We start from the raw sequence: 24756 nt of genomic DNA, 5'->3' as shown, positions 1-24756 counted from the left end.
ACTAATCGATGGTCACTCGCCCGACGCTGCGCTTTAATGGAGGTACACAACCGCTGGGGACAACCAGCCAGAGGGGCTAGACCATGAGCATGATCAGCAAACTCCGCAGTCGCCGGGACGCCGCACGCCGCGCACGGGCCATCGAGAGCGCGCTCCGTTCCGCCAACTCGCCGGCCGTACGCGACGAGATCCTCACGATCGCGCAGCGCTACTACGGCTGACGCCAACAGACCTTCACCTCCTCTCCAGATCGATGACCCGCCCGTTCACCCGGGCGGGTCATCGGCGTTTCACACCCAGTCATCGGCGTCGCACGCCCACCGGACCGGGATCACTGCGCATCAACGCGCCCGGTACGGTTGGGCTCGGTCGTCACCCGACCGGGCCGGACGGGACGTCTGAGTAGATCGTCAGCTCGACTCCCCACCGGCAGCCCGGTCTCGACGGCCGGCGCTGCCCGGGCGTCACCGGCCTCGACCGGCTACCGTGCGGGAAGCTTGCACGGCCGGTCCGGCCGGCGCCTCCGGCCGCATGCCGGGGACGTCCGGACGGCATCGGCACGGCCGACATGTCATGGAGGAGACGCGCGCATGACGTCCGAGGACCTGCAGCATCCCGGCCAGGAGCCGGACCAGGCTGCGCCGGGCCCCGCTGGACCAGCGCCGCAGGGCAGCCACGAGCAACACCCCCCGCAGCGGTACGCGAGCACACCCGCAGCCGCACCCGGTTACGACACCGGTTGGGCACCGCCCGCGCCGACCAGCGGATCCCCCGCGGCCACCCCCTGGGGCGCGGCGCCCGTACCGGACGGTCCCGAGGCCGGTGCCCCGTGGGGCCCACCGGGCAACCCGCCCGGCCCGGCCCACCCCGAGTCGACCGGTGGCTGGGGTGCTCAGGGTGGCCCGCCGACCGGCAACCGCCCGACACCCACCCCGCCACCGCTCCCGCCGGAGGTCGCCGGTGCGCAGCCGTGGGCACCCGGCGAGGCCTGGGGCGCGTCCGAGCCGGGCCGGGCCTCCGTACCGCCGCCCGCCGGTGCCACCTCGGGTGAGCTGCCGCAACGGGAGCGCGGACGGTTCGGGGCCGACGAGTTCCCGCCGGAACCCGGCAGCGCTCCCGCCTGGGGCGAGCCGCAGCCGGACCGGACCCCGCAGCCGGGCGGATCACCCGCCCCGATCTACCAGCCGGCGCCGGCTCCGGGCATCTCCCCGGCCGGTGCGGTGCCGCTGCCGCCTCAGGAGCCACGGGTACCGGGCGCGAGCCTGGCCGCGTCCCCACCAGCGGACTTCGCCCCACCAGCGGACTTCGCCCCACCCGCGGAGTACGGCCAACCCGCGGAGTACGGCCCACCCACCGACTGGGCACCGCCCAGCGGCTACCCGGCGCCCGGCGGCTTTCCGCCGCCCGCCCCGGACTACCCGGCGGCCAACCAGGACTACGCGGCGCAGGCCGACTATCCGGCACCGACGGGATGGGCCTCGGCGTCCGGCTACCCGCCCGCGGACGACTTCCCCGCGACGAGCGGCCCGACCCCACCCACCGACCGGCCCGCGCGCGGGGAGCTTCCCGACTACCCGGACGCCCCCGTCCAGATCGACTTCCCGCCGTCGCCGGGCTACCCCCGGCAACTGAACTACGACCAGCCCTCCTACGGCAGCTCGCCCCCTGCCGAGCAGCCGTCCTACGGGAACGAGCAGCCGTCCTACGGGAACCCGCCGGACGGCTTCCCGGCCGCCGGTGGTTACGCCGGTCAGGATCCGGCTGTCGGCGCCGATCGTGGGGCCGGACCGGACTACGGCCAGCCGTCCGACGACGGACGCGACGGCCCCCCGCCGCCGCAGGCCTGGGCGCCGGAGGGCTACTCCGGAGCCGGTACGGACGCACCCCAGTCACCGGCCGCCGCCCCGGCGATGCCGCCGGTGGTTCCGCAGCCCCGCTCGTCGAGCGAGTCGGGGATCTCCGGTCGGGTCTCGATGCCCCGTCCCCAGCAGCCGGAACCGGCCCAGGAGGCCGAGTCCCCCGAGGTCCGTGCCACGGCCGGCGCCGCTGCTCCGGTCAGCGCGGCCGTGTCGGGCAGCGCCTCGGTGCCGCTGGCCAGCCGGGTCATGCCGCCGACCGACCAGGCCGTCCGGTCGTCGGCCATGGCCACCCCGCAACCACGGGTGTACGGACGCCCGGCCGCCGCCGATCCGGTCGAGGAACCCGAGCACCAGGTCGCGGGGGACGCGCAACGGTCGGCGAACGACCCCTCGGCCCACCGGAACCCCACCACGTACGGCGCTCCCGCCGGTTACCCGGAGCCCACCGGTTACCCCGAAGCGAGCGGTTACCAGGAAGCGACCGGATACGCCGAGCCGACCGGGTTCGCGCCCGCGCCGACCGGTTACGCCGCACCGTCCGGGTACCCGGAGGCCGGGGGCTACACCGAGCCGCCCGCCGGATACCCCGAGCCGCCCGAGTACGCCGAGCCGGCGCCCCGCCGCGGCCCCACCACGTACGGTGGGGCGGCCGCTGTGCCCGTTGCCGGGGACGAGGCCGAACACCCAGTCTCACCGGCGGGAACGGCGCAGGCCAGTGGAGCCGCCCGGGTTCCCGTGCCGCAGGGATCCGGATTCGACGCCCCACCGCCCGGGTACGACCAGCCACCGCCCGGGTACGACGTACCGCCGAGCGGATTCGACGGCGCGCAGGGCGGTTTCCCGCCCGCGTCGACCGGATTCGACGGTCCCCCGAGCGGGTACGCTCCCGCCCCCACCGGATTCGACGGCCCCCCGCCGGGTTACGACAACCCCCCGGGCTACGACAACCCGCCCCGCGGGTTCGAGCCGGCGCAGGGCGGAGGGTCGCCGCAGTATCCCGGTATGGGCGGCGCACCCTTCGGCGACCTGCTCGGTGAGCGCCCCAACGCGATGCCGGGCAGCCCGGCAGCCGGTTCGGCACGTCCGCCCGCTCCCGGGCAGTTCGGCCAGCCGGGCGGCTCTGGGTCCGCCGGTATGGGCGGCTTCGACGATCGGACCAGCGTCTCCCCGGTGGTGCCCGCTCCCGCGCTGCCGGCCCTGCCGCCGCCCGCCGGTACGGCCGCCTGGCCGACCCAGGCACCGGTTAGCGAGCCCGGGCAGAACCGGTTCGACGCGTTCAAGCCGGACGCGGAGGAGGCCAAGCCCGAGCCCGCCCCGACACCCCAGGTACGCAACGGTCGGGTGCTCCTGATGGTGCTGACCGCAGCCGTGCTGCTGCTCGCCATTCCGCTCGGCGCCCTCTGGTTCATCGGACAGGGCGGCGAGCCCACGTTCAACCCGGCGGTCGGGGAGTGCGTGAAGCAGTCCGGTGACGGGGCCGTCGGCGTCGCGTGCACCGAGCCCGGGTCGTTCACCGTGGTGTCGAAAGTGGCCAGTGAGGCCGAGTGCGCCGACCAGGCCCTGCCGAAGGTGATCATCCCCGCCGACGAGGGTGGGCAGCAGGTGCTCTGCCTCCGGCCGACCGCTGGCGGCTGACCGGCACCGACCACAGGCGCCCGCTCCGGTTCCCGGGGCGGGCGCCTTTCGTTTGCCCCGCCACCGTCCATCGTCGAGGTACCGATGAGGGCGCGACCAGCGGATATGTCGGATACGGAATCAGTGGGCTCGCATAGCGGGACGTATGACGGCTACTATGCTCTGGCCTCGCCACCCCACCTCCGCATCGGGCGAGAGTCAATCGAGCGGCCGACGCCGAACTTCACCCCGGCCGCAAAGTGTTAAGGGGCCTGGATGTTGTTGTCCGTCGTCGTGCCGTGTTTCAACGAGGCGGATTCGCTGGAGTTGCTGCACGCCAAGGTGACAGCCGAGGTTGCCGCGGCCGGCGAGGATTTCGAGGTCATTTACGTCGACGACGGCAGCAGCGACGACACCCTGATGGTCATGCGCAAGCTGGCCGAGTCCGACGACCGGGTGCGGTACGTGTCGTTCAGCCGAAACTTCGGTAAAGAGTCGGCGATGCTGGCCGGGCTGAAGCACGCCACCGGCGACGCGGTCATTCTCATGGACGCCGACCTGCAGCACCCGCCCGCGCTGATCCCCCGAATGGTGGAGTTGCACCGGCAGGGCTTGGACCAGGTGGTGGCCCGCCGCAACCGGCAGGGCGACAAGTTCGTCCGTACGGCACTCAGTCGCGCGTTCTATCGCCTGGTCAACCGCTGGATCGAGGTCCGCCTCGTCGATGGTGCGGGCGATTTCCGACTGCTCTCCCGCCAGGTTGTCGACTCGATCCTCGCGATGCCGGAATACAACCGGTTCTCCAAGGCGATGTTCGCCTGGGTCGGATTCGACATCGCCTTCATCGAGTACGAGAACGTCGCCCGTCACGGGGGCGCCACGAGCTGGAGTTTCGGCAAGCTGCTGAACTACGCGATGGACGGACTGCTGTCGTTCAACAACAAACCGCTACGGTTGGCGATCTACCTCGGGCTGGCAATGACCTCGATCGCCCTGCTCTACATGCTCTGGATCATCGGGCAGGCGACCGTGTTCGGAAATGACTCACCCGGATACGTCACCCTGCTCACCGCCGTTGTCGGTCTCGGTGGTCTGAACATGATGGTGCTCGGTGTCATCGGCGAGTACGTCGGCCGGATCTACTACGAGGCCAAGCAGCGTCCGCACTTCCTCCTCAAGGAGGCCCACCTGCCCTCGGCCACCCGCGAGGGTCGGCCGCCGGCGCAGCGCACCGTGACCGGCGCAGAGCCGTACGACCTGGTCGGCCGGCCCCGGTAACCGTCGGCAGGCAGCCGGAAGGCCCATGCCTGATGTCGCCGTCGAGACCGGCGCCACCATCACCTGGAGTAGAAGCATGAGCACGATCACCCTGCCCGAGGCGGAGGCGGGCGAGCCGTCGCCGCGTCGTCGCCGCCGGTTCTACCCGTGGGCGGTGACACGTCACACGTACGGCGTGCTGGGCGTCATGGTGTTCACCTGCGGGCTGTACCTGACGATGATGGTGCAGAGCTGGCGGAAGCTGGGCTACAAGTCGTTCGACAGCGTCATCTTCGACCAGGCCATCCGGGGCTACTCCCGGTTCGAGGCGCCGATCGTCCCGCTCAAGTCGGGGTACGCCGGGCTTCCCGCCGACTTCATCCAGCTCGGCGACCACTTCTCCCCGATCTACGTGCTCTTCGCACCGCTGTACTGGATCTGGGACGACGTACGGATGCTGTTCATCGCCCAGGCGGTGATCTACGCGGTCGCGGCGGCGCTGATCTGGAAGTTCACCCGGCGGATCCTCGGCGTCGGGCCGGCGTACCTGGTGGCGCTCGCGTTCGCGGTCTCCTGGGGCCTCCAGTCCGCGATGATCGTCGGTTACCACGAGCTCGACACCTCGGTCCTGCTGCTGGCCATCGCCCTCGAACGGCTCTACGCCGGCCGCCACCTCCAGGCGCTCATCCCGACCGGGCTGCTCCTGCTCGTGAAGGAGGAGATGGGCCTCCTGGTCGCCGTACTCGGTGTGCTCTTCTTCATCCGTGGACACCGGCTCTGGGGGGCCGGGGTCTCGTTTGTCGGGCTGGTCTGGTCCGCGCTCGCGATCAAGGTCTTCATTCCCGGGTTCGGCGGCAGTTCCACCCAGTACTGGACGTACAAGTCGATGGGGCCGGGGCCGGGGTCGGCGGCGAAGTTCATCCTGACCCACCCGCTGGAGGTCGCGGACCACGTCTCCTCGACCCCGTACCGGGAGCAGTTGCTGATGTGGCTGCTCGCGGTCGCTCTCGGCGCGTACTTCCTGTCGCCGATCGTGCTGCTCGCGCTGCCGTCGCTGGCCATCCGGATGCTCTCGGACACGCCCTCGTACAGCATGGTCCACTACCAGTACAACGCCCCGCTCATGGTCATCCTCCTGCTGGCCGGTGTGGACGGCGTCGGGCGCCTCGCCGGCTGGATCGTCCGCCTCCAGGAGCGGCGCGCCGAGGCCGCGCCGGCACCGGAGGCCGTCGCGACGGCGAAACCCCTCGCGGTACGGACCCGCGTGGCGCAGGGGCTCGTCTGGACCTGGCTGGCCGGGGTCCTCGCGGTCGCGGTGTACGGCTGCATCTCCCCGACCTTCCCGATCGGAAAACTGTTCGAGCGGGATTCGTGGCAGCAGACGTCGTACGAGCGGGCCGCCTTTGCCGTCGTCGACCAGATCCCGCGCGATGCGACGGTCGAGGCGGACGATGCGATCGGGGTGCTGATCAGCAGTCGTACCCAGCAGCTCCAGCTGCCCGCCCGGTCGGGCCCGCCCGGCTCCCGGATCGTCGACATCAACCCGTACGGCGCCCAGTACGCGGTGCTCGGCGCCCCGCCGGAGATCATCTGGCCGTTCAAGACCCGCGACGAGGTGCTGACCCTGCGGCAGAAGTACCTCGACCAGGGTTACGAGCAGATCTGGCAGCAGGACGACGTCTGGCTGCTCCGCCGCAAGGACTGACCGACCTGCGGTAGGGCGGTCGCCAGCCGGGGCTCGGCCACGCCGACGGAGACGCGCCTGCGTCGCCGGGGGCAGTCACTCGTCCAGGACGTACATCTTCTTTGGCTCTTGTGACTGGTCCGTGGGTTATCTGGCGGGGAGATTGGGTCGGTGGCCGCCGAGGGTGAGCATGGCCAGGGCGATGACGGCGTCGGCGGAGTGGAATCCGTAGGCCCTGCGGATGATGAGTCGGATCTTGGTGTTGGTGGACTCCACGATGGCGTTGGACAGGCGGTGTTCGATCGAGGCGATGATCGCGTGACGGTGACGGACGATCCGTTGCTGGAGTTTCACGAAGCCCGGGATTCGGCATCGGCGGGCCCAGCTGATCCACCTGTCCAGGGCCTCGACGGCTTCGGCCGGGCTGCGTCTGGCGATCGCGAACACGGTCCGTAGGCCCTCTTTCAGGGCCCAGGCCCGGTGCAACACGGGGTCGGTCCTGGCGATCCAGGCCAGTTGCTCGCGTTGACGTTCGCTGAGGTTCTCGGGGTTCTTCCACAACGCCCACCGGGCGTTGTTCAGCAGCTTCGCCGTCCCGCGTGATCTCCGGTTGTGGCTGATACCCCGCGCCGCCCCACGGGCCGCGTTCCACGACTGACGCCGCTGGACGTCAAGGGCCTCGGTCGCCCACGCCACCACATGGTAGGGATCAGCACAACGCACCGCCTGCGGGCAGTAAGCGGTGATGACGTCACTCATCCAACGAGCCCCGTCGCAGGACACGTGACTGATCTCCGCGCACCGCCGTTCGCCGAGAAGGTCGAAGAACCGGCCCAGGGTGGTCTGGTTCGCCCCGTTGGCCACCCAAACCAGCCGACCCGAGTCATGATCCACCACCACGAGCAGATACTTACGGCCCTTCCGGTAGGAAATCTCATCGATCCCCACCCGACGCAACCCCGCCAGCAAATCGTTCCCGGCCTCAACATCCGCCCAGACCCTGGCCACCACGGCACCAACCGTCCGCCACGCGACCCGCATCAACTCCGTCACCGCACTCTTCGCACACACCGTGGCAAGCCACGCCACCGTCTGATCGAAACCACGGGTATGTCCGGCACCATGCCGCGCCCACGGCACCGCGGCCACCACCACCCCATGAGTGACACAACGGACCCGAGGCGCGTCAGCCTCGACGAACATCCGGACCGTTCCCCAATCCAACGCCCGCCACCGACGACGCCCCTCACCCCGGTCATAACCAGGACACCGCCGCCCGCAGACCCCACACCGACGCCGCTGACCACGCCCCGGCCGCACCGACGCCACCACCACACCCGCATCCTCATCGAACTCGACACCCTCGACCACCGTCTTCTCGACGCCGAGCAATCGAGCCCATAACCTGGCATTACGCACGCCGTTCTCCCGCCACTGAAAGTTCTGACCTTCGACAAGCCAGAACCTAGGCAGGACAACGGCGTGCCCCACAACGACGCGCCCAACCACCCACGGAAGCGTCACAAGAGCCTCTTCTTTGATGTGAATACATCGAAGAAGATGTACGACTCTGCCGTGTCATACGTCCCGGACGGAGGGACATGGACGTCAGTCGTCATGGCGATCGACACGCCGCCCACGGCACGGCGAACATCCGACGATCATGACAAGTCCAGGGCACCGGGCAGTCCTGCCGACGCGTTCAGGCAGGATGGGGACCATGGCTGAGATACGTACGGCCCGAGTTCGCGCTCCGGAGTTGCAGGGTCGCGGGTGGCTGAACACCGGGGACAAGTCCTACTCGATCAAGGACTTCCGCGGACGGATCGTCCTGCTCGACTTCTGGACCTTCTGCTGCATCAACTGCCTGCACGTACTCGACGAACTCCGGCCGTTGGAGGAGAAGTACGGAGACGTACTCGTGGTCGTCGGGGTGCACTCGCCGAAGTTCGAGCACGAACGGGACGCCGACGCGCTCGCCGCCGCCGTCGAGCGGTACGAGGTCCACCACCCGGTCCTGGACGACCCCGAGCTGCACACCTGGCAGCAGTACGCGGCCAAGGCCTGGCCGACGCTCTCCGTGGTCGACCCGGAGGGTTACGTCGTCGCGATGATGGCCGGCGAGGGGCACGCCGAAGGGCTGGACCGGCTGATCGAGGAGCTGATCGCCACCCACGAGGCGAAGGGGACCCTGCACCGGGGCGACGGCCCGTACGTCCCGCCCGCCGAACCGGCGACCAGCCTGCGCTTCCCCGGCAAGGCCGTGGTCCTCGACACCGGCAACCTGCTCGTCTCCGACTCGGCCCGGCACTCGATCGTCGAGCTGGCCGCCGACGGGGAAACCGTGCAACGGCGGATCGGATCGGGCGAGCGGGGCCACGCCGACGGCGGACCCGCCGACGCCCGGTTCGCCGAGCCGCAGGGGATCTGCCCGCTGCCGCCGCACGTGGCCGAGATCGTCGGTTACGACTTCGTCGTGGCCGACACCGTGAACCACCTGCTGCGCGGTCTGCGGTTCGACACCGGGGAGGTACGCACGGTCGCCGGTACCGGACGCCAGTGGCGCTCGACGGTCGACGACCACCCGCACGACGCGCTCTCCATCGACCTCTCCTCCCCCTGGGACCTCGCCTGGTACGACGACAGGGTGATCGTCGCGATGGCCGGCATCCACCAGCTCTGGTGGTTCGACCCGATCAAGCGGACCGCGGGCATGTACGCCGGGACCACCGTCGAGGCGCTCAAGGACGGGCCCCTGGACCAGGTGTGGATGGCGCAGCCTTCAGGGCTGTCGGTGTCGATGGACGGTCGGCGGCTCTGGATCGCGGACAGCGAGACCAGCGCGCTGCGCTTCATCGAGGACGGGGTGATGCACACCTCGGTCGGTCAGGGCCTGTTCGACTTCGGTCACGTGGACGGTCCGGCCGACCAGGCGCTGCTCCAGCACCCGCTGGGTGTGTGCGCGCTTCCGGACGGGTCGGTGCTGATCGCTGACACGTACAACGGTGCGGTGCGCCGGTTCGACCCGGCGACCGGGCTGGTCAGTACGGTCGCGGACGAATTGGCGGAGCCGAGCGACCTGGTGCTCACCGGTGACGGGGACGTGCTCGTGGTCGAGTCGGCCGCGCACCGGCTGACCCGGCTGGCGCCCGGCGCCCTCTCGGCCGCGGGCGCGTCCACGGTCAGCGGGGAACGGCACCGGACCGAACGGCCGCCGACCGATCTCGCCGCCGGGACGATCACCCTGGATGTCATCTTCACGCCCGCCCCGGGGCAGAAGCTGGACGAGTCGTTCGGGCCGTCGACCCGGGTGGTGGTCTCGGCGTCCCCGCCGGAGCTGCTGCTCGACGGGGCCGGGACGAGCACGGACCTGTCCCGGGAACTCGTACTCAACCCGGAGGTGCCGGCCGGGGTGTTGCAGATCACCGCGCAGGCGGCGACCTGTGACGCCGAGGCCGAACACGCCGCGTGCCACCTCACCCGGCAGGACTGGGGCGTCCCGCTGCGGATCACCCCGGACGGCGCGGACCGGCTGCCGCTGATCCTGCGCGGCCTGGACGGCTGACCCTCACCCCGCTCAGGTGAACGGGGTGAGCTTGACGTCGGTGGCGAGGAGCGCGGCCCGTACCTGACGGGCCATGGTCACCGCCCCCGGCGTGTCACCGTGCAGGCAGATCGACTCCACCGGGCACGGGACGACGCTGCCGTCGACCGCCACCACCACCTGCTCGACGGCCATCCGTACGGCCCGTTCGACGACCTGGTCGGTGGCGGTGACCAGCGCACCCGGGGCGGTACGCGGAACCAGGGTCCCGTCCGGCTGGTAGCCCCGGTCGGCGAAGCCCTCGGCCACCGGGCGGAGTCCGGCCTCACGGGCCAGTTCGGCGAGCATGGATCCGGGCAGGCAGAGTACGGGCAGCGCGTTGTTGTACTCGGCGACCGCGGCCACCACCGCCGCCGCCTGGGTATGGTCGACCGCCGCGACGTTGTAGAGCGCGCCGTGCGGCTTGACGTAACGCATCCGGGTGCCCGCGACCCGGCAGAACGCGTCGAGCGCGCCGAGTTGGTAGGTCACCTCGTCGCGCAGTTCGGCGAACGCGTAGTCGATCCGCCGTCGGCCGAACCCGGCGAGATCCCGGTACCCGACCTGCGCGCCGACGGCGACGCCCCGCTCGGCGGCGGCGATGCAGACCCGGCGCATGGTGCCGGGGTCGCCGGCGTGGGCGCCGCAGGCGACGTTGGCGGAGGTGACGACGTCGAGCAGTGCCTCGTCGTCGCCGAGCTGCCAGATGGCGAATCCCTCGCCGAGGTCCGCGTTCAGGTCAACGGAGTGGGATCGGTCCATGGAATCGCACGATAGTCCCGGGGCGGGCCTGCGCAAGGGGTAGCACGTTGTCCAGGACCGCTATCACCGGGTAACCGCCGGTGGTCGGATGGTCCGCCAGGAAGATCAACGGCTGTCCGTCCGCCGGCACCTGCACCGCCCCGAGCACCACGCCCTCGCTGGGCAGTTCGCCGGCCACCGCGCGGGGCAGGGCCGCACCGGCGAGGCGCGCTCCGACCCGGTTGCTCATCGTCCCGATCGTGTACGCCGTGCCGAGCAGCGTGCGTACGGCCTCGGGGGTGAACCAGTCGTGCCGGGGGCCGAGGCGGACCGGCAGGTCGAGTTGTGCCGGTGGCAGCCCCACGGGCAGGAAGTCCACCGGTGCGGGCCTGGCGGTGACCGGCCCGAGGGGCAGGGTGTCGCCGTCGCGCAGCGGGGCCGGTCCGAGCCCGGAGAGGGTGTCCGTGGCCCGGCTGCCGAGGACCGGCTCGACCGCGATCCCGCCTGCCACGGCCAGGTAGCTGCGTACCCCGCGCCGGGCCGGGCCGAGTTCGACCAGGGCACCCGCCGGTACGGCGACCGGACCGCCGGTGTCGACCGCCCGTCCGTCAACCCGCAGTACGGCGAGCGCGCCGGTGACCGCGACCGTGCCCGCGCGTACCAGTCGCAGGGTGCACCCGGTCAGCGTGGTCTCCAGCCCGGCCGCCGCCTCCGGGTTGCCGACCAGCCGGTTCGCCAGTCGCAGGGCGGCCGGGTCCAGGGCACCGGAACGGGGTACGCCGAGGTGCGCCCAGCCCGGTCGGCCGAGGTCCTGCACGGTGGTGAGGCCGCCGGCCCGGATCACCTCCACCAGTCCGTCCCCGGTCACGCCGGCACCAGGCGTACGCGGGTGCCGGGGACGAGCCGGGCGGGCGGGTCCCGGCGTACGTCGAACAGGGTCAGCCCGGTCCGTCCGACCAGCCGCCAGCCACCGGGCGACGCGGTCGGATAGATCCCGGCGTACGGGCCGGCGAGGGCGACCGCCCCTGCCGGCACCCGAGGTCGGGGACTGGGCAGCCGGGGCACCGCCCACGGCTCGGGCAACCCGCTCAGGTACGCGAAACCGGGGGCGAAGCCGCAGAAGGCGACCCGGAGTTCGGTGCCGCTGATCCGCTGCACCGCCGTCGGTACGTCAACCTGCCACAGGTTGGCGACGGCGGGCAGGTCCTCCCCGTCGTACACGGTGGGCACTTCGAGCAGCGGTCCGTCCCCGGTCCCGGCGGTCGGTCGCGGCGTCCAGCCGGCGATCAGCTCCGCCGTCCGCTCCGGTTCGGGTACGCCGTCCACCAGCACGGTACGGGCGGCCGGCACGATGTCCACGGCGACCAGTTCACCGGCTTCGCGGCGCCGCCACAGCTCGGCCCGCCAGTCCTCCACCTCGGCGCCGTCCGCGCACTCGAGCAGCAGGGCGCCGGAGCCCACCGGACAGATCCGCATCGGCCCATCCTGCCGGACACGCTGGTGAACCGGCAGGTACGACGCTGACGTGACGAGATCCACTACCTATAGGTAACTTACGCTGCCGTAGCCTGAGCGGGTGACCACCTCGGCCTCGGCACGGATCAAACCGGCCGACATCGGCAAGCCCCGGATGAGGGGCTGGCTGCACACGTACGCCTTCTTCGTCGCCCTCGTCAGCGGGGTCGTGCTCTGCTCGCTCGCCGCCACCCGGCCCGGCTGGGCCCCGCTGGTCAGTTGTGCGATCTACAGCGTCACCGTCTGTGGCCTCTTCGGCACCAGCGCGCTCTACCACCGTCGGGTGTGGACGGAACGTGGCTTCCAGGTCATGCGCCGACTCGACCACTCGATGATTTTCATCTTCATCGCCGGCACGTACACCCCGTTCTGCGTACTGCTGCTGCCGAACCGGAGCGCGACCATCCTGCTCACCATCGTGTGGGCCGGCGCGCTCGCCGGGGTGGCGGTCAAACTCGTCTGGCCGCACGCGCCCCGCTGGGTCTCCGCCCCGCTCTATCTCGGTCTCGGCTGGGTCGCCGTCGCCGTGCTCCCGGACATCCTGCGGTACGGCGGAGTGACGGCTCTGGTGCTGATGATCGCGGGCGGTATCGCGTACAGCGTGGGGGCCGTCTTCTACGCCCTGCGCCGCCCCAACCCGTGGCCGACCGTCTTCGGCCACCACGAGTTCTTCCACGCCTGCACCCTGATCGCGGCGATCTGCCACCACGTCGCGATCTACTTCGCCCTGTACGCCTGACCGTCGGCTTATGCCCGGCCGTCGCGCCGACACAACCGGCCCCGGACATGGGTAACCGGCGCGGACCGCGTGGGGGGACGGTCCGCGCCGGCTACGAAGGGTGGGTAGGGCCGTATCCCGTGGATCGGCCCGGAACCCTGTTACTCGGGTTGGTTCAGAGGGGGTGACCCGGACGCCGCACCTCGCGGTACTCCTCGACCACCCGGTCATCGCGGACCGGTACGACCCGGGTGTCCTCGACCGTGGTGGTGACGACCGGACGGCGGCGGGTCTGCCAGAGCCACGCGGTCATGATCAGGCCCACCAGGCCGGCGAGCATCAGCACCCAGCCGACCACGCTGAGATCGAGCCAACCCAGCTCCACGTCCACGGCGAACGCAAAGATCGCGCCCAGCGCGATGAGGAAGATACTTCCACCGATACCCACTTTTGTCGCCCTCCTTGGCTATCCGCTGGCCTGACTAGGCCCGCCGCGGCCACTTGGTGAGGTTGCGGCACAGAAGGACTTACCCAGGCGCTTCGTCGCCCAATCAACCTCACTCTCCGAAGTCGACCGGTGAGACGAAAGCCGAGAGCCGAACGCAGGGCGAGGTCCCCCAACCGGCACAGCTATAAAGGTCATGACGACGACGAGCGGAGCGAGGAGACGTCATGACCAAGCGCGTCGTACTGCTGCGGCACGCCAAGGCGGAACGCCCGGCCAGGATCGCGGACTTCGACCGTCCGCTCACCGCCCGGGGGTACGCGGACGCTGGCGCCGCCGGGGCCTGGCTGGCCCACGGCGGTCATCTGCCCTCGGTGGTGATCTGTTCGCCGGCCAGGCGCACCCGGCAGACCTGGCACGGGGTGGCCCTGGCGATGGCCGAGGCGCCCGCCGCCACGGTCGGGGGCGAGGCTGGCGGCGGACCGGTGGTGAGTTACGAGCCGGACGTGTACGAGGGTGACGCCAGGGAGTTGCTGGACCTGATCCGTAAGGTCGATCCGGCGGCGGGTGTGGTGTTGCTGATCGGGCACAACCCGAGCATCTCCGGCCTTTCCCGTCTCCTGGATCCGGTCAGCGCCGATCCGGACGGGCTCCGCACCAGTGGCATTTCCGTACACCGGCTGGCGGTGCCCGAGTGGGCGGAACTGCGCCCGAGTCGGGGACCGGTGGAAGCGGCGCACACCGCCCGTAGCTGATGCACGCCGCGGCCCGTCACGAGGGCGGTGCCTGCGGCGGGGGCGGGTCCGGAGGCGGCGGCATCATCGCCGTCGGATGGGACAGCCGGTTCTCTTCCACGATGAGGGTACGGGCCTTCTTCTTGCTGGTCTGCCAGTACCAGAGGGTGGTCAACAGGACGGCCAGTCCGGCGAGCATGAAAACCCAGCCGACCGCGCGTAGGTCGAGCCACCACACGTTCGCCCTGATGGCGAACGTCAGAATGGCTCCCAGTCCGATCAGGAAAATACCGCTACCGACGCCCATGTCCGCTGCACTCCCCCGTGCGATGGCTTCTGGGCTAACCTGACAAATCCGATAAACCTAAACTGACAAATCCCAACAAACTGCTGGTCGCACCGCTTCCACCATAACGCGGCGGCCGACGAGCAGTCTCGCTCGTCGGCCGCCGAAAAACATCGGTGCTAGACAGTGGGCGCTAGCGCTACCGAACGGTTCAGAACGCGTCCTCGGCCAGGTCCATCAGGTCGAGGTTGGTGGACTCGATGACGCGCCGGTCGGCCCCGATCCGGGGCAGCACCTCGTGGGCGAAGAACCGGGCCGCCGCGACCTTGCCGGTGTAGAACGACTTGTCCGCAGTCGACACCTCGCCGCCCAGTGCCCGCAGGGCCACCTCGGCCTGCCGCTGGAGCAGCCACCCGACCACGAGGTCACCGACCGCCAGCAGCACCCGGCGGCTGTTGAGGCCGACCTTGTAGACCGCGCGCGGCTCGCCGGACTGTGCCTCGCCCAACCAGCCGGTCATCGTGACGAGGATGGTCTGCAGCTCGTTGAGGGCGCGGCCGAGGGCCACCCGCTCCTCCTTGAGCTGACCGTTGCCGCCCTCGGCGGTGATGAACTCCTCGATCTCGCTGGCCACCACCCCGAGCGCCCGGCCGTTGTCCTTCACGATCTTCCGGAAGAAGAGGTCGAGGCTCTGGATCGCGGTGGTGCCCTCGTACAGAGTGTCGATCTTGGCGTCGCGGACGTACTGCTCCAGCGGGTAGTCCTGGAGGAAACCCGAACCACCGAAGGTCTGCAACGACTCGTGGCTGAGCATTTCGTACGCCCGCTCCGAGCCACAGCCCTTCACCAGCGGCAGCAGCAGGTCGTTGACCCGCTTGGCCTGCTTCACGCCCGCCTCGTCGCCGGCCGCCTCGGCCAGCTTCACCTTGTCCTGCCAGGTCGCGGTGTAGCAGACCAGGGCGCGCAGCCCTTCCGCGTACGACTTCTGGAGCATCAGCGAACGGCGGACGTCCGGGTGGTGGGTGATGGTGACGCGGGGCGCGTTGCGCTCGGTGGCGACCAGGTCGGCGCCCTGCTTGCGCTGCTTCGCGTACTCCAGGGCGTTGAGGTAGCCGGTGGAGAGGGTGGCGATCGCCTTGGTGCCGACCATCATCCGGGCGTACTCGATGATCAGGAACATCTGCCGGATGCCGTCGTGCACGTCGCCCAGCAGCCAGCCCTTGGCCGGTACGCCGTGCTCGCCGAAGGTCAGCTCGCAGGTGTTGGAGACCTTGATCCCCATCTTGTGCTCGACGTTGGTGGCGAAGACGCCGTTGCGCTCGCCGAGTTCGCCGGTCTCGGAGTCGAAGTGGAACTTCGGCACGACGAAGAGGGAGAGGCCCTTGGTGCCGGGACCGCCGACACCCTCGACGCCGACCGGCCGGGCCAGCACATAGTGGACGATGTTGTCGGTGAGGTCGTGCTCACCGGAGGTGATGAAGCGCTTCACGCCCTCCAGGTGCCACGAGCCGTCGGGCTGCGGGATCGCCCTGGTCCGGCCGGCACCCACGTCCGAGCCGGCGTCCGGCTCGGTGAGGACCATGGAGGAGCCCCACTGCTTCTCGGTGAAGAGCTTGGCCCACTTGCGCTGCTGCTCGGTGCCCTCGACGTAGAGGGTGTGCGCGAACGACGGGCCGGAGGCGTACATCCAGATCGGGGCGTTCGCGCCGAGGATCAGTTCGGCCAGCGACCACCAGAGCGCCCGGGGAGCGTTGGTCCCGTCCAGCTCCGGCGGGAGGTCCATCCGCCAGAACTCCGACTCCATCAGGGCCGCGTACGACTTCTTGAAGGAGGCGGGCAGCGGCGCGGAGTGGGTGGCCGGGTCGAAGACCGGCGGGTTCCGGTCGCCGTCGACGTAGCTCGCCGCGAGGTCCTCGCGGGCCAACCGGTCGACCTCGGCCAGGATGCTGCGGGCCGTGTCGACGTCAAGATCGGAGTACGGCTCCTGGCCGAACGCCTGATCCGCGCCGAAGACCTCGAAGAGGTTGAACTCCAGGTCCCGGATGTTGCTCTTGTAGTGGGTCATATGAGCGGGCCCCGCTTCCGAACAGGTGTTACCAGCCAGTAACTCCGACTGTATTACTCACGGGTAGCCTCGACAACCCAATAGCGGAAGTGACGGCGGACACATTGCCGACAGGGGGCACCGAACCAGACGTCCGGGCTCAGACGTCCGAGGCGCCGACTTCCCAACTCGGTACGGCGACCGTGGTGACGGGACGGGGTCCGGCGTACTCCATCAGGACCAGGGCGATGTCGTCGTCCAGCCGCCCGTGCACCCACTCGACCAGCGCGGTCTCCAGCGAGGCGAGCCCGTCCCCGACCGTCCCGTGGCCGAGCAACTGCCAGGCCCGCTCCTCGGTGGGGAAGAACTCCCCGTCGCGGCGGGCCTCACCGAGTCCGTCGGTGAACAGCAGCAGCCGGTCGCCCGGTTCGAGCCGCTCGACCCGGGGCCGGACCACCGGCATGAAACCCAGCGGCGGGGCCGGCGACGGCGGCTCCAGCGGGATCACCTGCCCCCGGCGCAGGAGCAACGGTGCCGGGTGACCGCAGTTGACGATCGTCAGCGTGCCGCCCCGCTCCTCGACCAGCGCGGCGGTGACGAAGTCCTCGTCGCCGACACTGCGCGCCACCGCGCGGTCCAGGTCGGCCACGATCGCCCGCAGGTCGGCCCGCTCGTACGCGACGTGGCGGTAGGAACCGAGCACGATGCTGGCGAGCCGGACCGCGTCGAGCCCCTTGCCGCGTACGTCACCGATCAGCATCCGTACGCCGTAGGGGGTGTCGATCACCTCGTACAGGTCACCGCCGATCTCGGCGGCGGCGGTGGAGGAGATGTACCGGGCGGCGACCGCGAGCGTGCCGACCTGCGGTCCGAGCGGGCGGAGCACCGCCTGCTGGGCGACGGCGGCGAGTTTGGACAGCTCGGCGATCTGCTCGGCCTGCCGCTGCCGGACGACCGCCACCGCCGCGGCGACCCCGATGAAGGCCATCACGCCGCCGACATTGACCACATTGCCCAGTTCGACCGTCTGGGCGCTGAGGGTGAAGGCCACACCTATCCCGACGGCCGCGGCCCCCACACCGAGCACCACCCGCCAGGACGCGAACGCCGCGGCGAGGAACGGGGCGGCCACCAGGAGTCCGATATGGTCGGCCCGGGTGCCGTCCGCCACCTCGATCCCGGAGACGAGCGCGAGCAGCACGAGGGCCGCGCCGAGACCGGCGCGGGAACCAGAACTCAGCGGGCGGCGGCCCGGCGGCAAGAATTGCATGGGTACGCCGAACAGCATGCCTGATTCGCGGGCACTGTTGAACGAAGTTGACCCCTCGTCTGAGTGGGTTCTGTCCACCTGGCCGGTGCCCGGTCGCGTCGCCACCGCTACGCGACGATCGGGAAGCCGGCGGCGCACCGGACGACGTACCTGGTCAAGGGCGGGTCACCCGAGAATCTCGTACCGGACCGTGATCGCGCCGAGGTCGGTGGAGGCGATCGCCTCGAACGCGGCCCGGGAGAGGTCGAGGCACCGGCCGCCGACGTACGGACCCCGGTCGTTGATCCGTACGACCACGGACTTGCCGTTGTCCGGGTTGATCACCCGTACCCGGGTGTTGAACGCGAGGGTGAGGTGCGCGGCGGTGAGCGAACTCGGGTCGAAGTTCTCCCCGTTCGCGGTCATCTGCCCCTGGTCGTAGAAGGACGCGCCGCAGGTGCCGCTGCCGACCACCGGGGTGGATGCCGGCTTCGGCTTCTTCGTCGTGCTCGGTTTCGGGGTGGCGGCCCGGGTCTTGCCGCGCGAGGCCCGCTCGGTTGTCCTGGCGGGTGCGGGCGAGGCCGAGGTCGCCGATGGTGACGGCGTCACCGGAACCGCCGTTGCCGGCGAACTGCTCGGCGACGCACTCGGCGACAGGCTCGGTACGACGTCCACGGTCTCCGCGGCGGTCGACGAGGCCGGGCTGCTCGCGAGGTGGATGCCACCGACCGTGCCGCCCACGGCGAGCGCCACGCCCAGCGCGACACTGGCGGTGAGGCCGACCGGCGACTTGAATATCCGAACCAGGGGGCGCTTCTCCGTCACCGACCTGTCCTTCCCGCTGACGACGTGAACATGAAGGTCGGAAGGTAGCGACCGGAGCACTTCGGGAGTCAACGTGATCATGCTCTTTTGCCCGTATTTGCGGTGAAACGTGTAACCGATCGGCCGACCCGCCCTGGGCCGGTCGTGCCCGTATCCGAGGAGGGTGCAGATGGCCGCTGAGCTGAGGAAACGGCTGACCGAACTGTTCCGCTGGATCGATCCCGGCCCGGACAGCAGCCACCTCGTCAGCGACATTTCCGGCTGGTGGCGTGATCCGGACACCCTACTGGAAATCGGACCTGCACTCGGCAACCTGTTCCGGGCCGAGTCGCCCACCGTCGTGCTCGCCCCCGAGGTGACCGGCCTGCTGATCGGCCCGCTGGTGGCGACCGCGCTCGGGGTGGGCTTCCTGCCCGCGTACAAGAACACCGGCGACCGGCGGATCGCCGAGCCGACCACCTGGGCGACCACGCCACCGGACTACCGCGGCCGGCAACTCGCCCTCGGCGTACGCGACCGGCACCTCGGCCCGGCCGACCGGGTACTGGTGGTGGACGACTGGGTGGCCAGCGGTGCCCAGGTCCGCGCCCTCTACCAGGTCATCTCCGCCCGGGGCGCGACCCCGGTCGGGACCGCCGCGATCATCGCCGACTGTCCGGTCGAACTCGCCCGCGAACTGCGCGTACGCAGCCTCCTCGACCGGCACGACCTGGCAGTCTGACCCGCCGCCGATTCCGGGGCTTGACCTCAAGCCCGCTTCAACTCGGACGCTGGACCGCATGACAGTGGACACCCTCGACGAGGCGTACGCCCGACTCCACCGCACCGGACCCGAGTTCGAAGGATGGCTCAGCAACCACGGCCCGATGGCGGTCGAAGCCCTGGTCCACCACGGTCACCAGACCGGGGTGCACCGCTGGCTCGACTCCTATCTGGACCGACTCGACGAACTGCCGCGCGGGATCCAGCCGATCGACGACTGGCGGGCCGCACTCGGCGACCCGAAACGCACCGGTGACTGGCTGGCGTACTTCGCCCGGATCATGGACGAAACGCCCTGGCGTACCGTGCTGGCGACCTGGTGGCCCCGGCTGCTGCCGGGCATCGCGGCCAGCGCCACCCACGGGGTCATCCGGGTCGGCCACGCCATACGGGCACTGGGTGAGCGAACCACACCGGAACGGGTCACCGAACTCGGTCAGGCGCTCGCCTACTGGGCCGCCCGGTGGCAACCGGTGCCCGGCGCCGGCCCGCTCACCGGTACGAGCGGGGTCGGCGCCGCGCTCGACCGGTTACCCCGGATCCCGAGACAGGACGGGGGCATCCGGGACCGGTTCGCCCAACTGCCCGACGTACCCGGTTGGTCTGCCTCGGTCGCCGCGCCCCGCCCACCGGCCGACCCGGCGGATGCGGCGCGCTTCCTCGCCGAGGTGGTGCACCGGGCCAGCCTGGACTTCCTGCGGTACGGACACGCCAACCCGGTGATGCTGGTGCACGCCGTGACCGCGCCGACCGCGGTGCTGCGTACCCTGCCGGAACTGGAACCGGCGCAGTGGCTGCCGAGCGTGGCCGCGGCCTGGTCCGCGACGGCCGCCGTCACCGCCGTGTACGCCCCCGCCGGTGCGCTCCCGCCGCCCCCGATCACGGTCGACTCGGCGGCGGAAACCTTCGAACGGGCCAGCCGCAACGGCGACGAGCACGTGGTCAAGCTCGCCGACGCGGTGCTCGACGTGCACGCCGCCACGGGCGACGAGGCACCCCTCGCCGCCGCGCTCTACGCCGCCCAGCTCATCTGAGGTTGTCGGACCTGCCTGCTCAGCTCAACGGAGACCGGGCAGCACCGTTGTCGCCACCTCTTCGAGGACCGCCTCGTCGCCCGCGTACCAGCTCGACTCGCGGGGCCAGTGGGTGATCACGTCGGTGAAGCCGAGTTCGGCGGCACGGGCGACCGCGTCGGCGAAGAAGGAGGCACTGGAGAGGGAGAAAACCGGCGCGGCATCCAACGAGAGGTAACGGTCCAGGGTCGCCGGGTCCCGGTCGGCGGCCTCGAGGGTCCGATCGAGCTGGCCGCTGAGCTCGGTCACCGTACGCCACCAGGCGGCCATGTCGTCGCCACCGAGCCCGGTGGTCACCCAGCCCTGCCCGAACCGGGCGACCAGCTTCATCGCCCGGGGCCCGTTCGCCGCCACGACAAACGGCACCCGAGGCGTCTGTACGCACCCAGGGTTGTTGCGGGCGTCGACCGAGGCGAACCACTCGCCCCGCCAGTCGACCCGGTCGGTGCGCAGGATCAGATCGAGCAGCTCGGTGAACTCGGCGAACCGGTCCACCCGTTGCCGGGGCGGCAACGTCTCCCCGCCGAGGACGGCGGAGTCGAAACCGATCCCGCCGGAGCCCAGGCCCAGCAGCACCCGACCGCCGGAGATGTCGTCCAGCGCGGTCACCTCGCGGGCGAAGTGGACCGGGTGCCGGAAGTTGGGGGAGGCGACCAGGGTGCCGAGCCTGATCCGGCTGGTGACCATCGCCGCCGCGGTGAGGGTGGGCACCGAGTCGAACCAGGGACCGTCCACCAGGTCACGCCACCCCAGGTGGTCGTACGTCCAGGCGTGGTCGAAACCCCACGCCTCGGCCTGACGCCACCGGCGCTCCGACTCGGACCACCGCTGGTCAGGAAGAATGACGATACCCACGCGCATGATCGTCAGCCTACGACCCGCGTCCGTCCCCCGGTACGGGCGGCGCGGCGGCAGGGGACGAATCCGTGGCCCGGGCGCCCGCGTCAGCCCGGTTGGACCACCCCGGCGGGCAGCCGTCGGGTCAGCTCCGCCCGCAGTACGTCCGGACCCGGGTGGAGCAGGCCGACCTCGGTGACGATGGTCGGGCGACCCGCCCGCTGACGTATGCGGGGTCCCCAGCCGGTGGGCGGTCCCGTCGACGTCGCGGCCATACTCGTCGGAGTCACCTCGACCATGGTGAACGGGCCGAACCACCGGAACCTGACCGCCTCGACCGCATCCCAGGGCACGAACACCGGCTGTCGGCGGGCGGCGGCCAGCTCGATCCCGGTGCCGGACAGCCGGACCCAGGTCGGTCGGCGCCGCTGCCCCAACGCGCCGAGCCCGGCGAAGAGCATGACGTAGAACACCCCGGAGATCAGGCTCTCCCGGATCACCTCCTCGCTGAAGCCCAGGTCGAACAGGAGGATCACCATCAGCCGGGCGAAGATCCAACCGACGACGCCGAGTAGGAGCATCGTCACCAGCATGCGGGTCAGGGTCGTCCGGAAGACGAGGACGTCGGGCTCGGACCGTGAGCCATCGTCATGTTCGGCCATGACGCATTCGTACCTCATATCGACGGATTCGATTGTCCCGTGAAGACATCAGCAAGCCGTACCAATCGGACGACACGGGGTGAAGCACGCCCATAGCGGGCGGGTCGGCGCCCCGACGGGTACCGTCAGCCGGGTGATCGCCCGCAACCGTCACCCGCACTCCCCGCGACCCGACCAGCAGCCCCCCGGCGACCTCCCGGACGCGGCGGCTCGCGAGCGGGAGGCAGACCCACCACGGGTACGGCGGGACAACACCGAGCGGTACCAGTGGGAGAAGGACCGGGTGCTGCTCGACGAGGCGGGGCGACGGCGTACCGGCGGCACCGAGCACGACACCGGACTGCCCACCACCGACCTGCGTTTCCACGCCGAGTACGACCGCATCGACGCCGACGAGGACCTGGCCGCCGCGTTCGAGGTGCCCACCGGTACGCCACTGCTGCGCCGGATCTACTGGACCAGTTCCCGGGAACGGGGCGCCGCCCTGTCGGTCTCCCACTCCTACCTGCCGTACGAGTTGGCGCAGGCGAATCTGGCCCTGCTGGACGCCGACAACGAGCCCTGGCCCGGCGGCACCCAGCACCAGCTCTTCACCCTCGGCATCGAGCTGGACCGGATCGTCGACGAGGTACGCGCCCGACCCCCGTCCCGCGACGAGGCGGACCTGCTCGACCTCGCCCCCGACGACCCGGTCCTGGCCGTACGGAAGACCTCGATCGACACCACCGGACGGGTGGTCGAGGTCGCCGACGTCGTCTTCCCCGGCGACCGCACCGAACTCGCGTACGCGACGGCACTGAAGCGGTGGCAGCGGTGAGCCGGGTGATCTCGGTGATCACCCCGGTCCACTGGCCCAGCGTCGGCTACCTCGCCGGTGCGTACGAGTCACTGGCCGGGCAGGAGTTGCCGGACGGCTGGGACTGGCAGTGGCTGGTCCAGGAGGACGGACAGGACGGGCTCCTGATCGACCAGCTACCCGAGCTGGATCCACGGATCAGTCCTGGCAGCGGACGACCGGGCGGGCCGGGCGTCGCCCGTACCCTGGCCCTGTCCCGGGTCGAGGGCGAGCTGGTCAAGGTGCTCGACGCCGACGACCAGCTCACGCCCGGCGCACTGGCCAGGGACATCACCACGCTCACCGACAACCCGGACGTCGGGTGGACCACCTCGCGGGTGCTCGACCTGCTCGCCGACGGCTCCACCCGGGACTGGGGTGACGACCCGCCCGAGGGACCGCTCAACACCGGGGCCATCCTCGCCTTCTGGCAGGCCAACGACTACGGGCTGCCGGTGCACCCGGCGACCCTGTGCATGCGTACGGAGCTGCTGCTCGCCCTCGGCGGGTGGATGGCCCTGCCCGCCTCCGAGGACACCGGCCTGCTGCTGGCCGCGAACGCGATCAGCCCCGGTTGGTTCATCGCCGAACCCGGCCTGCTCTACCGCAAGTGGCCCGGTCAGATGACCAACCAGGCCACCCACCGCGAGCCGGCCGAGCACACCGCCCGGATGCGGGTCGTCGAGGCCCGCGCCCACGCGATCCGCGCCCTGCTCACCTGACCGATCCCCCGACTGCCCTGCTTCCTCGACCGATCACGGCTCCAGGTGTGCGGTCAGCGCCTGCCGGAGGTGGCTCTTCGGCCTGGCCCCGACGGTCGAGCCGACCAGCTCACCCCGCCGGAACACCAGGAGCGTCGGAAGCGACAGAATCCGGTACGCACGCGTGGTCGCCGGGTTCTCGTCGGAGTTGAGCGTCGCGACGACCATCCGGTCACCGAACTCCTCGGCCAGCTCGGCGAGGCTCTTCGAGATCGCCCGGCACGGCGGGCACCACTCCGCCCAGAAGTCGACCACCACCGGTCGGTCGCTGGCCAGCACCAACGTGGCGAACGTGGCGTCGGTGACGGTGACTACCGCTCCGACTTCCTGTGCTTGAAGCATGTTTCCTCCCGCTGCGCGATGGCCTGGGTGAGCTGGGTGTGGAGCTGCTGCCGTACCTCCCCGAGCTGGTCGAGGTACGCGTCGACCTCGGCGAGCTTGCGTCGCAGCACCGCCACGGAGTCCGGGCACACGTCCCCGGACGGGTTGCCGGCCCGGAGGCAGGCAACAAACGGACGGATGTCGTCGAGGCCGAAGCCGACCGCGAGCAGAGCACGGATCTCGCGTACGACCCGCAGCTCCGCCTCGTCGTAGACGCGGTAGCCGTTGGCGGAACGCCGTGCGCGTACGAGCCCGTGCTCCTCGTAGTAGCGAAGCGTCCGGGTGCTCGTACCAGCGTTCTCCGCCAGCTCGCCGATCAGCATGCTGACCTCCTGTTTCAGCCCGTACCAGCCACGCTAGACCTTGCCGCCGACGTCAAGGCAACAGTCGTACGGCCGAGGTCCAACACGCCGCCGAGACTGTGGTGAATCAGTCACTAGCCCGTTGCTCAGCGCTCACATAAGGTCACCCTATGGAGTACGAGAAGGGCGACAAGGTGGTGTTGACGAAGTTGGTCGACGGCCACAAACCGGGCGCGGCGGGACTGGTCATCCGGGTGGAGACCGGCTGGTTGTCCAGGACCAGGTACGACGTCCTGGTAGGAGACACCGGCGAGGTCCTCGAACAACTCGTCGAGGACGACCTGTTCAGCCCCGAGCGCGACTCCGCGACCTAGACAGCGCGATCTCGGCCAGCCCGCCGGCTCCCACTCCACCGATGCCGCTGAAATACTCGTTACGTCGCCGTTTTCAGATGCATCGCCTGCGGCACCGCACTGACACCCGACCTCGTGCTTCTGACCGGCGAGTTGGTCCGCAAGAGAGTCGAACGAGGTCCCGGCCGTGGACGGTGCCCCGTGGGTTCTTCGCCCTCGACCCTGAGCCGTTCGGC

At 70.5% G+C, this 24756-nt stretch carries 25 protein-coding genes; 12 read left to right on the top strand and 13 right to left on the bottom strand.

Annotated features, from left to right (window positions below; genetic code table 11):
* The first annotated feature begins 89 nt into the window (after window positions 1-89).
* The 4 genes from OIE47_RS14395 (at window position 90) to OIE47_RS14380 (ending at window position 6435) form a co-directional block, all read left to right on the top strand.
* The gene (locus tag OIE47_RS14395; RefSeq protein ID WP_326563354.1) at window positions 90-221 is read left to right on the top strand and encodes a hypothetical protein; all 132 of its coding nucleotides are present in this window, start codon (window positions 90-92) and stop codon (window positions 219-221) included.
* 369 nt (window positions 222-590) lie between these two features.
* Window positions 591-3494 carry a hypothetical protein gene (locus OIE47_RS14390; protein WP_326561992.1) on the top strand — a complete coding sequence of 968 codons (2904 nt, stop codon included), beginning with the start codon at window positions 591-593 and terminating at the stop codon, window positions 3492-3494.
* 255 nt (window positions 3495-3749) lie between these two features.
* On the top strand, window positions 3750-4751 hold the full coding sequence (locus OIE47_RS14385; protein ID WP_326561991.1) for a glycosyltransferase family 2 protein: 1002 nt from the start codon (window positions 3750-3752) through the stop codon (window positions 4749-4751).
* A 25-nt stretch (window positions 4752-4776) separates the two neighbouring features.
* Window positions 4777-6435, top strand: a complete 1659-nt coding sequence (locus tag OIE47_RS14380) for a DUF2079 domain-containing protein (protein ID WP_326561990.1) — start codon at window positions 4777-4779, stop codon at window positions 6433-6435.
* A gap of 126 nt (window positions 6436-6561) precedes the next feature.
* Here the strand turns inward: OIE47_RS14380 and OIE47_RS14375 are convergent, their stop codons facing one another.
* On the bottom strand, window positions 6562-7833 hold the full coding sequence (locus OIE47_RS14375) for an ISL3 family transposase (protein ID WP_326562955.1): 1272 nt from the start codon (window positions 7831-7833) through the stop codon (window positions 6562-6564).
* Window positions 7834-8143: 310 nt separating this feature from the next.
* Here OIE47_RS14375 and OIE47_RS14370 point away from each other — a divergent pair, with 310 nt between their 5' ends.
* Window positions 8144-9979 (top strand): NHL domain-containing thioredoxin family protein, encoded by a 1836-nt coding sequence (locus OIE47_RS14370; protein ID WP_326563096.1) that lies wholly within the window; start codon window positions 8144-8146, stop codon window positions 9977-9979.
* 12 nt (window positions 9980-9991) lie between these two features.
* On the opposite strand, the gene OIE47_RS14365 is transcribed toward OIE47_RS14370, so the two are convergent.
* Genes OIE47_RS14365 through OIE47_RS14355 form a run of 3 tightly spaced genes read right to left on the bottom strand, consistent with a single transcriptional unit; the run spans window position 9992 to window position 12214 of the window.
* The gene (locus OIE47_RS14365; protein WP_326561989.1) at window positions 9992-10759 is read right to left on the bottom strand and encodes a LamB/YcsF family protein; all 768 of its coding nucleotides are present in this window, start codon (window positions 10757-10759) and stop codon (window positions 9992-9994) included.
* A complete protein-coding gene (locus tag OIE47_RS14360) occupies window positions 10737-11705 on the bottom strand; it encodes a biotin-dependent carboxyltransferase family protein (protein ID WP_442792153.1) in 969 nt (322 codons plus the stop codon). The genes OIE47_RS14365 and OIE47_RS14360 overlap by 23 nt, the downstream gene beginning before the upstream one ends.
* The gene (locus tag OIE47_RS14355) at window positions 11603-12214 is read right to left on the bottom strand and encodes a 5-oxoprolinase subunit B family protein (protein WP_326561987.1); all 612 of its coding nucleotides are present in this window, start codon (window positions 12212-12214) and stop codon (window positions 11603-11605) included. The genes OIE47_RS14360 and OIE47_RS14355 overlap by 103 nt, the downstream gene beginning before the upstream one ends.
* A gap of 100 nt (window positions 12215-12314) precedes the next feature.
* On the opposite strand from OIE47_RS14355, the gene trhA reads away from it, so the two are divergent.
* Window positions 12315-12992 (top strand): PAQR family membrane homeostasis protein TrhA, encoded by a 678-nt coding sequence (gene trhA, locus OIE47_RS14350; protein WP_326561986.1) that lies wholly within the window; start codon window positions 12315-12317, stop codon window positions 12990-12992.
* Between the two features lie 154 nt (window positions 12993-13146).
* Here trhA and OIE47_RS14345 read toward each other — a convergent pair whose 3' ends face one another.
* Window positions 13147-13419: a DUF6458 family protein gene (locus OIE47_RS14345; RefSeq protein WP_326561985.1), complete on the bottom strand. Its 273-nt coding sequence runs from the start codon at window positions 13417-13419 to the stop codon at window positions 13147-13149.
* A gap of 224 nt (window positions 13420-13643) precedes the next feature.
* Between OIE47_RS14345 and OIE47_RS14340 the strand changes: the two genes are divergently transcribed.
* Window positions 13644-14171 carry a SixA phosphatase family protein gene (locus tag OIE47_RS14340; RefSeq protein ID WP_326561984.1) on the top strand — a complete coding sequence of 176 codons (528 nt, stop codon included), beginning with the start codon at window positions 13644-13646 and terminating at the stop codon, window positions 14169-14171.
* 16 nt (window positions 14172-14187) lie between these two features.
* Here OIE47_RS14340 and OIE47_RS14335 read toward each other — a convergent pair whose 3' ends face one another.
* The 4 genes from OIE47_RS14335 to OIE47_RS14320 all read right to left on the bottom strand — a co-directional run bounded on the left by OIE47_RS14335 (window position 14188) and on the right by OIE47_RS14320 (window position 18554).
* Window positions 14188-14457 carry a DUF6458 family protein gene (locus OIE47_RS14335; protein ID WP_326561983.1) on the bottom strand — a complete coding sequence of 90 codons (270 nt, stop codon included), beginning with the start codon at window positions 14455-14457 and terminating at the stop codon, window positions 14188-14190.
* 190 nt (window positions 14458-14647) lie between these two features.
* Window positions 14648-16501, bottom strand: a complete 1854-nt coding sequence (locus OIE47_RS14330; protein ID WP_326561982.1) for an acyl-CoA dehydrogenase — start codon at window positions 16499-16501, stop codon at window positions 14648-14650.
* Between the two features lie 139 nt (window positions 16502-16640).
* Window positions 16641-17768, bottom strand: coding sequence for a PP2C family protein-serine/threonine phosphatase (locus tag OIE47_RS14325; RefSeq protein ID WP_326561981.1), 1128 nt, complete (start codon window positions 17766-17768; stop codon window positions 16641-16643).
* Window positions 17769-17915: 147 nt separating this feature from the next.
* The gene (locus tag OIE47_RS14320; protein ID WP_326561980.1) at window positions 17916-18554 is read right to left on the bottom strand and encodes a septal ring lytic transglycosylase RlpA family protein; all 639 of its coding nucleotides are present in this window, start codon (window positions 18552-18554) and stop codon (window positions 17916-17918) included.
* A gap of 169 nt (window positions 18555-18723) precedes the next feature.
* Here OIE47_RS14320 and OIE47_RS14315 point away from each other — a divergent pair, with 169 nt between their 5' ends.
* Window positions 18724-19275 carry a phosphoribosyltransferase family protein gene (locus tag OIE47_RS14315; RefSeq protein WP_326561979.1) on the top strand — a complete coding sequence of 184 codons (552 nt, stop codon included), beginning with the start codon at window positions 18724-18726 and terminating at the stop codon, window positions 19273-19275.
* Between the two features lie 64 nt (window positions 19276-19339).
* On the top strand, window positions 19340-20350 hold the full coding sequence (locus OIE47_RS14310) for a questin oxidase family protein (RefSeq protein WP_442792152.1): 1011 nt from the start codon (window positions 19340-19342) through the stop codon (window positions 20348-20350).
* Window positions 20351-20374: 24 nt separating this feature from the next.
* On the opposite strand, the gene OIE47_RS14305 is transcribed toward OIE47_RS14310, so the two are convergent.
* Both OIE47_RS14305 and OIE47_RS14300 read right to left on the bottom strand, forming a co-directional pair.
* Window positions 20375-21250, bottom strand: a complete 876-nt coding sequence (locus OIE47_RS14305) for an LLM class flavin-dependent oxidoreductase (RefSeq protein ID WP_326561977.1) — start codon at window positions 21248-21250, stop codon at window positions 20375-20377.
* An 83-nt stretch (window positions 21251-21333) separates the two neighbouring features.
* The gene (locus OIE47_RS14300) at window positions 21334-21888 is read right to left on the bottom strand and encodes a hypothetical protein (protein ID WP_326561976.1); all 555 of its coding nucleotides are present in this window, start codon (window positions 21886-21888) and stop codon (window positions 21334-21336) included.
* A gap of 133 nt (window positions 21889-22021) precedes the next feature.
* On the opposite strand from OIE47_RS14300, the gene OIE47_RS14295 reads away from it, so the two are divergent.
* Together OIE47_RS14295 and OIE47_RS14290 are read left to right on the top strand one after the other, a co-directional pair.
* Window positions 22022-22705: a UTRA domain-containing protein gene (locus tag OIE47_RS14295; RefSeq protein WP_326561975.1), complete on the top strand. Its 684-nt coding sequence runs from the start codon at window positions 22022-22024 to the stop codon at window positions 22703-22705.
* Entirely contained in the window at window positions 22702-23445 is a 744-nt protein-coding gene (locus OIE47_RS14290) for a glycosyltransferase (protein ID WP_326561974.1), read from the top strand. Before OIE47_RS14295 ends, OIE47_RS14290 begins: the two co-directional genes overlap by 4 nt.
* Before the next feature lie 33 nt (window positions 23446-23478).
* Here OIE47_RS14290 and trxA read toward each other — a convergent pair whose 3' ends face one another.
* Complete coding sequence (gene trxA, locus OIE47_RS14285) at window positions 23479-23826, bottom strand: thioredoxin (protein ID WP_326561973.1); 348 nt, start codon at window positions 23824-23826, stop codon at window positions 23479-23481.
* Window positions 23796-24188 carry a MerR family transcriptional regulator gene (locus OIE47_RS14280; RefSeq protein WP_326561972.1) on the bottom strand — a complete coding sequence of 131 codons (393 nt, stop codon included), beginning with the start codon at window positions 24186-24188 and terminating at the stop codon, window positions 23796-23798. The genes trxA and OIE47_RS14280 overlap by 31 nt, the downstream gene beginning before the upstream one ends.
* A gap of 149 nt (window positions 24189-24337) precedes the next feature.
* Here OIE47_RS14280 and OIE47_RS14275 point away from each other — a divergent pair, with 149 nt between their 5' ends.
* Window positions 24338-24541: a hypothetical protein gene (locus OIE47_RS14275; protein ID WP_326561971.1), complete on the top strand. Its 204-nt coding sequence runs from the start codon at window positions 24338-24340 to the stop codon at window positions 24539-24541.
* Window positions 24542-24756 lie beyond the last annotated feature (215 nt).

It is taken from the genome of Micromonospora sp. NBC_01796, from assembly GCF_035917455.1.
In the GTDB taxonomy this organism is placed as follows: Bacteria; Actinomycetota; Actinomycetes; order Mycobacteriales; family Micromonosporaceae; genus Micromonospora_G.
This window is presented reverse-complemented; position numbering and strand designations above follow the sequence as displayed.